This is a genomic window from Rhodoplanes sp. SY1, assembly GCF_046000175.1.
Taxonomy (GTDB): Bacteria; Pseudomonadota; Alphaproteobacteria; order Rhizobiales; family Xanthobacteraceae; genus Rhodoplanes.
Genome location: NZ_JBEOMB010000003.1, coordinates 1 through 11,507, shown reverse-complemented (window position 1 = coordinate 11,507; position 11,507 = coordinate 1). Strand labels below are relative to the sequence as shown.

The 11,507-nt window shown below is 66.9% G+C and carries 7 protein-coding genes and 2 pseudogenes; 4 read left to right on the top strand and 5 right to left on the bottom strand.

Annotated features, from left to right (window positions below):
• Nucleotide 1 precedes the first annotated feature (1 nt).
• Complete coding sequence (locus ABTU92_RS01065) at nt 2–955, top strand: TorF family putative porin (RefSeq protein WP_408086805.1); 954 nt, start codon at nt 2–4, stop codon at nt 953–955.
• 120 nt (nt 956–1,075) lie between these two features.
• Here ABTU92_RS01065 and ABTU92_RS01060 read toward each other — a convergent pair whose 3' ends face one another.
• The 5 genes from ABTU92_RS01060 to ABTU92_RS01040 all read right to left on the bottom strand — a co-directional run bounded on the left by ABTU92_RS01060 (nt 1,076) and on the right by ABTU92_RS01040 (nt 7,209).
• Complete coding sequence (locus ABTU92_RS01060; RefSeq protein WP_408086803.1) at nt 1,076–2,503, bottom strand: glycosyltransferase; 1,428 nt, start codon at nt 2,501–2,503, stop codon at nt 1,076–1,078.
• Nucleotides 2,500–3,483, bottom strand: coding sequence for an NAD-dependent epimerase/dehydratase family protein (locus ABTU92_RS01055; RefSeq protein ID WP_408086801.1), 984 nt, complete (start codon nt 3,481–3,483; stop codon nt 2,500–2,502). Before ABTU92_RS01055 ends, ABTU92_RS01060 begins: the two co-directional genes overlap by 4 nt.
• Nucleotides 3,483–4,853, bottom strand: coding sequence for an O-antigen ligase family protein (locus ABTU92_RS01050; protein ID WP_408086799.1), 1,371 nt, complete (start codon nt 4,851–4,853; stop codon nt 3,483–3,485). Before ABTU92_RS01050 ends, ABTU92_RS01055 begins: the two co-directional genes overlap by 1 nt.
• Nucleotides 4,854–4,912: 59 nt before the next feature.
• Nucleotides 4,913–5,512 carry an NAD-dependent epimerase/dehydratase family protein gene (locus ABTU92_RS01045; protein WP_408086797.1) on the bottom strand — a complete coding sequence of 200 codons (600 nt, stop codon included), beginning with the start codon at nt 5,510–5,512 and terminating at the stop codon, nt 4,913–4,915.
• Nucleotides 5,513–6,120: 608 nt separating this feature from the next.
• Nucleotides 6,121–7,209 (bottom strand): MraY family glycosyltransferase, encoded by a 1,089-nt coding sequence (locus tag ABTU92_RS01040; protein ID WP_408086795.1) that lies wholly within the window; start codon nt 7,207–7,209, stop codon nt 6,121–6,123.
• A 584-nt stretch (nt 7,210–7,793) separates the two neighbouring features.
• Here ABTU92_RS01040 and ABTU92_RS01035 point away from each other — a divergent pair.
• The 3 genes and pseudogenes from ABTU92_RS01035 to ABTU92_RS01025 all read left to right on the top strand — a co-directional run.
• Nucleotides 7,794–8,774: an NAD-dependent epimerase/dehydratase family protein gene (locus ABTU92_RS01035; RefSeq protein ID WP_408086793.1), complete on the top strand. Its 981-nt coding sequence runs from the start codon at nt 7,794–7,796 to the stop codon at nt 8,772–8,774.
• 1,074 nt (nt 8,775–9,848) lie between these two features.
• A pseudogene (gene istA / locus ABTU92_RS01030) lies at nt 9,849–10,719 on the top strand (IS21 family transposase); the annotation flags it as partial.
• 593 nt (nt 10,720–11,312) lie between these two features.
• Nucleotides 11,313–11,507: pseudogene (locus ABTU92_RS01025) on the top strand (IS481 family transposase); the annotation flags it as partial.

Sequence of the window (11,507 nt, the reverse complement as noted above, 5' to 3'; positions counted from 1 at the left end):
CATGAAGAAGATCGCTCTGGCAACGATTGCCGCTCTCGGCCTGACCGGCTCGGCGCTCGCCGCCGACATGCCCGTCAAGGCGCCGAAGATCGTCGCGCCGGTCGTCACCAATCCGTGGGACGTGGCGTTCGGCGCCGGCATCTACTCGAACTACATCTTCCGCGGCATCTCGCAGTCGAACAACGGCCCGTCCGTCAACGCGTATTTCGAGCCGCGCTACAACGTCAACCCGAACCTGCAGCTGTATGCGGGCGTCGCCGGCTGGAGCATCGACTTCTCGAACCGCGCCACCGCCGAGATCGACATCTACGGCGGCATCCGGCCGACCTTCGGCCCGGTCGCGTTCGACTTCGGTATCTGGTATTACTACTATCCGAAGGGCGAGTGCTACAACAGCACGTTCTCGCCGGGCCTGTGCTATCCGAGCCTGCCGGTGAACGGGAACGTCATCAAGGACGACCTGAGCTTCCTCGAGTACTACGCGAAGGCGACCTGGACCGTTAACGACAACGTGGCGATCGGCGGCCAGTTCTACTACGACGACAACTGGCTGAACTTCGGCTTCGACGCCCAGTACGCCGCCGCCACCCTCAAGCTGACGGCGCCGTCGAACTGGCTGCCGACCGGCTTCGGCCTCTACGCCTCGGGCGAGTTCGGGCGCTACTGGCTCGGCACCACCGACGCCTTCTACGGCAACCTCCGCCTGCCCGACTACAACACCTGGAACGTCGGCGTCGGCCTCACCTGGAACGTCTTCACGGTCGATCTGCGCTACTACGACACCGACCTGAGCCAGGGCGAGTGCAACGCGATCACCAGCGACTTCGGCGCCAGCTACAGCCCGAGCAACATCATCCCGGTGCTCAACCCCGGCGGTTATGGCTCGAAGTGGTGCGGTCAGGCCTACGTGATCTCGCTGAAGGCCGACCTGACCTACGGCAGCAATCTGAAGTAAGTCTCTTCCTCCATCGAATGCCTCGGGGCGGCGCTTCGGCGCCGCCCTTTTTTTATCGGGCCTCGGGGCCGTTGGTATGAGGCGGCGTCCGAACGGGCAGGCGGCCGGCGGTTCTCGGGTCTATGGTTCGACGCGCTGCGCCTCGACGAGCCCGTAGAACGCTGCTGCGACGTCGGTCCAGCTCCGGTACTCGAACGACGCGGCGATCCGCTCCTCGTAGGGGCGGCGGGCTTGCGGATCGGTGATCCAGCGGCGCAGCGCCTGGTACCACGCCTCGGGGTCGGACGGATCGAGGCAGGGCGAGAAGTCGCGCACCACCTCGGGCAGCGATCCACCGCTCGAGGCGAGCACGGCCTTGCCAAAGTGGAAGGACTCCAGGATCGGCAGCCCGAACCCTTCGTAGAAGGAGGGATAGCAGCAGAAGGCGGCATGGCGATAAAGCGCCGCCATGGTCGCGTCGTCGAGATTGGCGCAGTGGACGAGCGAGCCGCCGGTCGTGGTGTCGTCGGCCAGCTCGGCCATCAGGTCGTCGACCTGCCAGCCCTCACGGCCGACGAGGAGCAGCTTGAAGCGGTTCGCGGCGACGACGCCGTCCGCCACCAGCCGACGCCAGACGCCATGCAGCATCCGGTGGTTCTTGCGCGGCTCGATGGTGCTGACATAGAGCGCGTACCCGCCCGGCTCGAGCCCGCTCGGCAACGTGCCGCCGCGCGGCTCGGACCAGCGCGAGAAATCGGCGCCGAGCGGCACCACGGTGATCTCCTCCAGAGGGATCCCCTTCGCCCGGCAATGCGCGATGGTGTCCTCGCGCACCTTCTCGGAGTTGACCACGACCAGATCGGCGAGCCCGAACATCGCCTCCATGTAGTCGCGAAACGCCGCATCGCGGGCGTTGTAGAACTGCGGGAACAGGATCGGGATGATGTCGTAGCACTGGCAAACGAGCCGGAACCCGTCCTGCCGCTTGCGCTCGGCGAGGACGCCGATGTCGCCGAAGGCCCAGCCGGCGCCGGCACAGACGAGCACGTCGTCGGGCGTGAAGGCGACCGGTTTCTGCCACACGAGATCGACCGGCACGAAGGGGCGCCGGCGGCCGTCCGGTCCGAACAACAGCTTGCGGTGCCGCTTCGACATCACGCGCTGCTGCAGCCGCTCCAGCCGCGCGGCCTCGGCGGGATCGTCCGTCGTGAGGCGGCGGCGCTCCAGGGTCTGCAGGATCTTGCGGCGAAGCTGCAGGAGCCAGAGCACCGCGGAGCGGGCGCGCGGCGGAACGCGGTCGATCGTGTGACGCTTCGACGGATCGATGAGGCCGAGCAGATCGAGCCTCGCATCGGCTTCGAGGAAGAGCCGCGCATAGGCCGGGCTGACCGTGCGGAACGCGCGGGCGTCGTGGTCGTAGGCGACCGGCCCGAAGCCTGCGACGTGGTCGAGCCCGAAGCGCGCCAGCTCGTGCTCGGCGCGGATGATGCCGACCGGCGGCCCGGACCACCGCAGCGAGGTCGAGAAGTCGAACAGGACACGGCCGTGTCGAGGCGCGTCGGGCGTCATCGCTCGGGCAGGCTCCGCGGCGGAGGAGAGGACGGCGGCGCCTGTCCGGGATCGGACGGGCGGGCGGCGAGACGGTCGCGCATCATGGCGGCAAGGCCTGTCGGCGTGTCGATCAGGGGCCGCCATCCGGCGGCGAGGAGCTTGGCCGGGTCGACGACCAGGGAGCCGCCGATGCGGTCCCACGTCGCGGCGCGCCCGGTCGCGCGCAGCAAACCGGCGATCAGCGGCGGCGAAACCGGAAGCAGCCGCGCCGGCCTTCCGCAGGCGTCGCGGAGAATCGTGATCATCTCGGCGAGCGTGAGGGCCTCGCGGTCGGCGACCACGTAGGTCTCGCCGCGTGTCGCCGGCGCGGCCAGGCAGAAGCCGATCGCCTCGGCGAGGTTGTCGCGGGCGACCAGCGAGCGGCGGTTCTCGAAGCCGCCGAACGGCAGCGGCCAGGGCGACGCGGCGATCCGCATCAGGAGCGCCATGTTGCCCTTCACGCCCGGGCCATAGACGAGCACCGGACGCAGCACCGTGAACGGGCCGCCGGCGTCTCGCACGGCGGCCTCGGCGGCGAGCTTGGCGTGATCGTAGGCCGTGACGGGGCGCGGCGGATCGGTCTCGCGCACGACATGGGCGGCGGCCGAGCCGGCCTGGGCGCCGATCGACGACACGAAGACGAGATGCCGAGCCCGCTCCGCGCAGGCACGGGCCAGCTCCGCCGTGGCGGCGCGGACGACCCGGTCGTAGTCGTCGCCGGCGAGGCCGGTGCGATGCGCGATGCCGGCGAGATGGACGACCGCGTCGACGCCGTCGAGCAGCGGCGACCAGTCGACCGATGCGGCGAGATCGGTGAGACAGACGGGCTCGACCGAAGCGCCGGGCGGCAGGGCGGCGGGATCGCGCGACGCCGCCCGGACGACGCGTCCGGCCCGGACCAGCGCCGGAACGAGCCCGCGGCCGACGAATCCCGACGCCCCGGTGACCAGGATGCGCATCAGCCGGCCACCCGCTCGACCGGGCAGGATGGCGCGGTGTCGGGCCGATCGAGCGGCGCGCCCGAGCGCCGCGCCCTCGTCCACACCTCGGCGCCGAGGCAGAGGCCGACCGGGAACCAGAACGTCATCCAGGGCCAGGCCGGCGGCGTGATCAGGAGCGCGTAGTCGACCTGCCCGAACGTGATCATCGCGACGATCATGCTCAGCGGCACGGCGCTGCCGCCGTGCCGCCGCCATGCGCGGGCCCAGTAGACGCCGGCCGCCATCACGAAGCCCAGGGCCGCAAAGGCCAGGATCCCGCCGCGCAGCAGCGCGTTGAGCAACAGATTGTGCGCCTGGTCCAGCACCATCCCGTTCTGCAGGACGATCCGGAGATCCGCCCGAGCGCCGAAGCCCAGGAACGGGGACCACGACAGCATGTCGAGATAGCTCGACCAGACCTCCGGCCGATCGCTCGCGCCCCGGCTCAGCACCAGCGCCTGCAGCTCCGGATGCACGGCGACCGTCGCGACGAGGGCGACGACCACGGCGAGCGTGATCCACCGCGCCACCGGGCCGGCGACGATCAGGACGACGAGGAGCCCGGCGGCGCCGCCCGCCAGCGCGCTGCGCGACTGCGTCGCTGCGACCCCGAGCAGCAGCCCGGCGGCGACCACCACGGCGACGACGCGCTTCCAGGGGGCGACCTGCCCGACCGCGGCGACCGCGACGCTGCCGACGAGGAAGAGCGCGTAGGTCGCGCTGATGTTGGTCGAGTTCGTGTAGCTCGGGGTGCCGCGGGTGGCGATCAGGCGGACGACCGACAGATCGTGCCAGGTCGGCAGCGTGCTCACGAACACCGCGACGTTGATCACGGCGCTCGTCGCGACGACCGCCGCGCAGGCGAGCACCGCATCCTCGCAGCGCGCGGGGCCTCGCGCGACCAGGAGCCCCGTCGCCGTCACGAAGAGGAGGACGAACAGCGCGTTCCTGAGGAACGCTCCCGTGAACGCGCCGAACGAGGCGCTCGGCGCGAGCTGCAGCGAGGCCATCGGGAACCCGCCGGCCGGCAGCGTTCCGCTCGGATCGAGGACGACGGGCAGCAGGAGCGTCACCGCATAGACGAGGACCGCCCACAGGATCCGGGAAGAGCGGATCGCCTCGCGCCAGTAGGGGCCGCCGATCAGGATCGCCGCGGGCAGGACCAGCGCCAGCCAGGCGTTGCGCGGGGTCGAGTAGCTGTTCGTCAGGAACATCGCGGCAAACAGCGCCGTGAAGCAGGCGATCAGCACGGACGCACCGTGCCGGTCCGCCACGCGGCGGCGGAGCGCATCGGCGTCGGCGAGGAACGGCCGTCCCCGGGCCGCCAGCCGTCCGATCAATGGAGCCACGCCTCCCCTCCCGCCCCGGAGTCACATCGCCGAATGCCGCGACAGGATGGACCTGTCGCTCATACGTTCCCGTACCGGGTGTTCTTGACCATCCGGTAGCCCTTGATCAGCTCGGCGAGGCCGGCGTCGAGCGACACCGCGGGCGCGTAGCCGGTCGCCTCGATCTTGGCGTTGGAGACGATGTAGTTGCGCTGGTCCGGATCCTTGCCGACCGGCGCCTCGAGATAGACGAAGCTCGGGATCAGCGTCTGGATGCGCTGGCACAGCTCGAACTTCGAGATGTTCGCCTCCGACAGACCGACATTGTAAATCTGGCCCTTCATGGCGTCGAAGTTCACGATGCCGTGCAGGAAGGCGCGGGTGACGTCGCGCACATGGATGTAGTTGCGCTTGAAGTGGCTCTCGAACAGCACGACGAAGCGGTCGTGCACGGCCCGGTAGGTGAAGTCGTTGACGAGCAGGTCGATGCGCATGCGCGGCGACATGCCGAACACGGTCGCGAGCCGGAAGCTGATCGCGTTTCCGTGCTGCATCAGCTCCTTCTCGATCGCGACCTTGTCGATCGCGAGGGCGACCGACACGACGGCCGGATAGACCTGATACGACCACGGGACGTCGAAGGCCGCCTGGACGAAGGCGAGGACGAACGAGGCGCCCATGCGGTGCCCGGCGTTCTGATAGAGGCGGACCTGGGTCAGCGCCGGGAGCTGCCCCTAGTCGGACGCCGTCTCCGAGAAGGCGTGGCTCTGCAGCCACTGGCCGTGCATCAGATTCGTGAAGGTGTCGTTGAACGGATCGTAGGTGTCGAACCGCAGGAGCGGCATCAGCACGGTCGAGGACGATCACGGTGACGGCCGCGATCGTCGCGAGATCGACAACGAGCGTGCGGCGATCCCGTTCCCACCATGCGCAGATGAGCACGGCGGCGGCGAGCGGCAGCGCCGTCGTTGCGAGCGTGAACGGCCACAGCCACCCGTGCAGGGTCGCGTAGAAGGTCACGGCGGCGAGGCCGAGCACCGGCGCGAGGGCGAAGCGGCCGATCGCGGCGTGCTGCTCCGGCAGCAGCGCCGCGATGCGTCGCCCGATCACCGTGATCGAGACGACCATGACGAGCGTGACGAGCAGGCAGGCGAGATAGAGCATCAAGAGCGACCGTTCGAGGGATGGCGATCCCGGCCCGCGCCTGCGGGCGCCGGGCCGGCGGGGGCCGCATGCGGACCGTCGATCGGCCGGCACGGGTCCGGGAAGCACGCCGCGGCGGGACGGATCATTGCGCGTTGTCGGCGGCGTCGGCCGCGCGTCTCTGCTCGGCCGGGCGTCGCTCGCCGGACAGGCCGAGGAGCAGGGTCGCGACTGCGGCCGAGCCGGCCGCGAGGGCGGCGACGCTGATGGCGGTCCGGTCGGCCAGCACCGTGACGACGGCGGCGACGGCCAGCGCCGTGTTGGTCGCCAGCACGCGGCCGATCACCTGCGGCACGGACATGCCGGCCGTCACGGCGCGCTGGTAGAAGTGGGTCTTGTGCGCCTCCCACACGCGCTCGCGGCGCGCCAGCCGGCGCATCAGCGTCAGGGTCGCGTCGGCGACATAGTACAGGGGCAGCAGGATGGCGGCCGCGACATGCCCGCGGGCGGCGAGCATGACCAGCAGCCAGCCGATCAGGAGGCCGATCGGCAGGCTGCCGACGTCACCGAGAAACAGCCGCGCGACCGGCTTGTTGAACGGCGCGAAGCCGAGCGTCGCCCCGAGCAGCGCGAGTGCCACCAGGCCGCCGAGCGGCGGCAATGCCCCGACGGCGGCGAGGACCAGGAGGCCGGTCGTGATCGGCACCACGGTCGCGACCGTCATCCAGTCCAACCCGTCCATGAAATTGAACAGGTTGAGGAACCACAGCAGGCCGAAGCCCACCCCGGCGCGCTCCATCCAGGGCGGCACCGCCGGCACGAGGTCGAGATGCTCGGGCAGAATCGCCACCACGGCGCTGACCGTGATCGCCTGGAGCAGCAGGCGGGGGCCCGGCGGGATCGGACGGATGTCGTCGACCAGCCCGACGACCGAGAGGAGCAGCGTCGCTCCCGTCACGACCAGGAGTTGCTCGTCGGTCCAGGGCGCGACGCCGAACCAGGTCGCGGCCCCGACCGTCACCAGAAGGGTGGTCGCGACGACGGCGATCCCACCGCCCTGGGGCGTGGGGATGGTGTGCGACGAGCGCGCATTAGGGCGCGCCAGTGCATAGCGGCGCATCAGCGGGAACAACACCAGGATCAGGCCGGCGGTCAGTGCCGCGGCCCCGAGGACGCCCATGACGCCGACCCCCGGTGCGGTCGAAAGCTGCCAAGGCGGGATCGCCGGTTCCATTAGTCCACTCGATCGAAGGCTCACACGACCGCTGTCGAGACGCCGCAGACGTGCAGGCACGTTCGACCGAGGGAGAACTACCGGTGGGAGGGGGAAATGTCCATCGCCCAGCGACTGTGCGGCCGATCACCTTGTGTTGCAGCAACAGAGCGATATCGGCTAAGATTGGCCAGTTTCGGCCTGGTGAGTAGGTGACAAAAATGCGAGAATCGCCTTTGTCCGCTTTGGCTATGTTGGCGCACCGGACACTTCGCATTGCGAGGCGCTGGCCCAACCAGCATCGCTGAATTCAAGGCTGACGACCTCACCAACGACATGCCGGAGGAACTACGCGGGTCGGCGCTAGCGGTCACGGATGACGTCCCCCAACTGGCGGTCTCAACCCTCGCAACATTACCATACAGCCCGATCAGCCGTGCAAATGAGCCCGACCTCGGCGGTGCTCGCAGCTTCTGAGTCAAGCGTTAGCTCGGATCGTTGCTGCGTCGGGTAAATCGGTCGTATAAAGCAAGCGATCCAGAAACCCACTGAGTCTGCTTGGACTCACATAGTTGGGCCCGATCAAGCCCGAGCGCGAGAGATCGATGAGAGATATTGCTGTGGTTTGTGGAGCAGGCGGCTTCATAGGGAATTATTTGGTTAATCGCCTCAAATCAGATGGTTATTGGGTAAGGGGAGTTGATGTAAGGTTTCCAGCTCACGGAGAGACGGCTGCCGACGACTACTTATTGCTTGACTTGCAGGACCCAATCGATTGCGCGCGAGCGCTACGAATCGGCAACTACTCGCCAAAAGAAGTTTATCAGCTTGCAGGGAAAATGGGTGGGATAGAGTTCATTGAATCCGAAGAATATTCTGTTTTAACCACTAATGCTCTCATCAATTTAAATATGATCAGCGCCGCAGCGACAGCGCATGTTTCTCGTTACTTCTTTCCATCTTCTGTCGCCGTGTACCGTGATATGTCAAGGATGGAGCCAGAGCTTCGGGAAGATAGCGCCTATCCGGCGATGCCGGACAATGATTTTGGTTGGGAAAAACTATTTTCTGAGCGCGTCGTGTCGGCTTTCCAGAAACGATTCGGCGCCAACACGCGCATCGGCAGGTTTCAGAACTGCTATGGTCCGGGAAATGAGTGGAAAGGTGGTCGCGAGAACTCACTTGCCGCACTCTGTCGGAAAATCGCTCTCGCCAACGACGGCGACACGATCAACGTGTTCGGAAACGGAACTGCAGTGCGTAATTTTGTTTTTGTGGAAGATGCCGTAGATGCAATAATAGCTATCATGAGATCGGATGTAGGCGCGCCAGTAAACATTGGAACCTGCGAATACATTACAATTAATGAACTAGTACAGGTCATTGCGAAAATTGCAGGAAAGACGATTAAGCCGCGTTTTACAGGAGGGCCAACCGGTGTCCAGTATCGCCGCTTCAGCTCCGAACAAATCGAGGCGCTGGGATGGAAAGCGAAAACATCGCTGCAGGAGGGGATTCGATTGACTTATGATTGGATACGCTTAGAGGCCTTGGAAGAGGCGCGGCGTCAAATAAGCGACATTTAGTTGATCTTTGAGAAGAATCCTGCGAGCGAGTTCGGAAATGTATTGAATTAAGTTTTGCTTAAGGCGGTGGTTTGACGTCGCGTTCGTCTCGCTAAAAACATAAAACCCTTTGGCTTATTCGGTCGGGAAGGTGATCGACGCTTTGGGCTGGAACGATGGTCAACACAGGTTTGGGTTTTGGTTTGCGGCGAAGTGGATGAAGAGGATCTCGACAAGATCGTGCTGCGCGTTGCTGGCCTGCGGGTCCGGAACTTGCGCGGCAATTGCTCACGGGTTAATCGCTGCAGGCGCGTCTGGAGACGATCTTTGACAGGATGTGCGGGTGCTGATTCAAGGATTGGATGACTCGCGAGGCTCTTGAGTCGCTCGACAAGGACGCGCTGATCCAGCTGGTTCTGGGGGCAAGCCGAGACGATCGCCCTGGTGACCCGGCATGTAGACCCGACCACGAGCAAGGGTCGGGCCGCTCGCACCCCGGGGCGCACCGGCCCTTTATCCGAACCCGACCCGCCGGCGCGACATTCTGGCGGAGCGCTGCGGGACCGATGTGTCGGGCGTGCTGTAGAACGCGTTCCACGCCTATGACCACATCGAGCTTCCGAAGTTCGCGCCGGACGTCACCCGCGTCACGCTTCATCGCGGCCTGTGTCCGTGCTGCCGCCGGCCGTTCCGCGCCGAGGCGTCGACCGACATGCCGCCGGCTCGCCGGTCGGGCCGAACCTGCGGGCCTTCCAGATCTATCGTAGCCGGCGTGAGCGGCCCACCTCGTCGCAGGCGTCTGGGGCATCGTAGACGGTCGTGTCGGCAGGACCGATGCGAGGTGTCGCGATGGATAATGACAGGCATCAAGACAGTCACGAAGGCGAGCGCTACCGGCGGGTCGAGGTGATCACGGGGCGGCGGCGCCGGCGGACATGGTCGTCGGCTGTGACCGGGCGTTGAATCCTCCCGATTTGTGGGCGTCGAATTTTCCCCAGTTTCGTCGTTCCGCCCGGCCTCCCGGGGCATGCCCCGGGAGGCCGGGTGGCGCGGTTGTCGCCGATGCTGGTCCCCTTGGCGGGAGGGACCGGCACGGTGGTCACACTCGGGGAACTCATGATGATTGTGGACCTTCACCGGCAGGGCCTGACGGTCACTGCCATCGCCCGCCAGCTCGGCCTCGACCGCAAGACGGTCCGCCGCTATATCGCCCGCGGCCTGGAGCCGCCCGCCTACGGGCCGCGGCAGCGGCAGGCCCGCAGCACCGATCCGTTCCTGGCGTACCTGCGGGAGCGCCTGGCGGCCTTTCCGGCGCTGACCGCCGTCCGGCTGTGGCGGGAGCTGCGTGAACGGGGATTCGCCGGCAGCTACACGGCCGTGAGGCGGGCGATTCGGGACCTGCGGCCGGCGCCGCTGAAGCCGTTCGAGGTCCGCTTCGAGACGCCGCCCGGCGAGCAGGGCCAGGTCGACCTGGCACGCTTCGAGGTGACCTTCACGGACGAGCCCGGCATCACCCGCATCGTCTGGCTGTTCTCGCTGGAGCTCGGCTTCTCGCGACTGATCTGGGCGCGGTTCGTGATCCACCAGGACCTGCAGACCGTGCTGCGCTGTCACATGGCGGCGCTCGCAGCAATCGGCGGGGGGCCGCGCGAGATCCTCTACGATCGTATGAAGACCGCGGTGACCGGCGAGGATCCCGACGGCCTGGTGGTCTACAACCGCGGTCTTCTCGATCTCCCCCGCCACTACGGCTTCCAGCCACGCGCCTGCCGGCCGTATCGACCAGACCAAGGGCAAGGTCGAGCGGCCGTTCCGCTACATCCGCGAGGACTTCTTCCTCGCCGGCTCGTTCCGCAATCTCGACGATCTCAACGCGCAGCTTCGGCAGTGGCTCGACGGCGTCGCGAACGCAAGCCTGTACGCCACCACCCAGCGCGTCGTCATCGAGGCCTTCGCCGAGAAGCGGCTCGTCGATCCGCCGCGTCAGGGCGAGATCGTTGTCGTCGGCCGGCCGCTCGGGCCGATAGACGCTCGACCGCGCCACCCCGAGCAGGGCGCATTGCCGCCGGATCGACAGCGTCTCGTCGCCGCGATCGACCATCTCTCGCCGGTCCGCCGCGCTCGTCTGCCGGACCTCCTGGCTAAAAAATCCCGCTCCACCGTCAACTGGCCGTTTTTCGCGTAGAGGTCGTCGACCGCCTTCTGCGCGACCTTCTCGGCGTCCACACCCACGCTCGGGTCGAACGCCCGCGCCGCGTTGTCCAGAAGCTGCTCCTTCCAGGCTTAAACCTGGTTGGGATGGACCTCGTAGCGCTGCGCCAGGCCGGCCACCGTTGCCTGCTCGCGGATCGCCTCCAGCGCAAACTTCGCTTTCGGCCCCTGCGTCGATCTTCCGTCTCGTTCTCTTCGTCATGGCCTGCTCCGGTTACCTAACGGGGCGGCAGACTTCCAACTTTCGCCCTGGTCCGAATTCCCGGGTCCATTTCACTCGGGCTGCGCTACGTGTTCAGTCCCGGAGAGTCGTGGCGTATTCTTGACCCGAGAAGGGGAGGATTCGCTATGGCAGACGTTCTTCACGGGAGCGCCCGCACAACGCCGCGAGTTCGAGCCGAGCTCCAAGCGTCGCAAGAGAAGACCAGCTCCCTCGCCCGACAATACGGCCTCAGCCGCACGACGGTGGCGGAATGGCGGGTGAGAACCACGACCTCGGACGCCGGATGGGGCCTCGCAATCCCTGTCAAGCGACATCCGGAA